Source organism: Paraburkholderia sp. RCC_158 (assembly GCF_041355255.1).
Taxonomy (GTDB): domain Bacteria; phylum Pseudomonadota; class Gammaproteobacteria; order Burkholderiales; family Burkholderiaceae; genus Paraburkholderia; species Paraburkholderia graminis.
Genome location: NZ_JBFUPM010000090.1, coordinates 1 through 582, shown reverse-complemented (window position 1 = coordinate 582; position 582 = coordinate 1). Strand labels below are relative to the sequence as shown.

The following is a 582-nucleotide window of genomic DNA, read 5'->3' as shown; positions in this document are numbered from 1 at the left end:
CGAAACGGCCGGTCACGTTGCCGAAATCGCCGGTCACGATCCCGAAACGGCCGGTCACCTTCATCCGAAATACGCAGTAGTGCTCAAAGGCGACGGCGAGGTTGCGCACTGCGGTCGCCGCATTGGGTTTCGGCATGAAGGCCACATAGTCACGCTTCATCGTCTTCACGAAGCTTTCCGCCATGCCGTTACTCTGCGGGCTGCACACCGGAGTGGTCAATGGCTTCAGGCCAATGCCAGACGCGAATGCTTTGGTTTTCGCCGCCGTGTAGCCCGAGCCGTTGTCCGTCAGCCATTCGATTTCTGTCGGCGCCTTGAGGACATTGCCAAAGCGGTTCTCGACGGCAGCGAGCATGACATCACGCACGACATCACCGCTGTGACCGCCGGTCGTCGCCGCCCAACTCATTGCTTCACGGTCACAGCAATCCAGCGCAAACGTCACGCGCAGCGGCTCGCCGTTGTCGCAGCGAAACTCGAAGCCGTCAGAACACCAGCGCTGGTCGCTCTTCGCCACTGCGACCTTGCCATCGTGCCGACGCTGCGGCCGTGGTGGAACGGGCCTGCGTTGTAGCAGCAAGC

Annotated in this window: 1 pseudogene; it reads right to left on the bottom strand. The window is 61.7% G+C overall.

Annotated features, from left to right (window positions below):
• Positions 1–76: 76 nt before the first annotated feature.
• Positions 77–582, bottom strand: a pseudogene (locus AB6809_RS36285) (DDE-type integrase/transposase/recombinase); the annotation flags it as partial.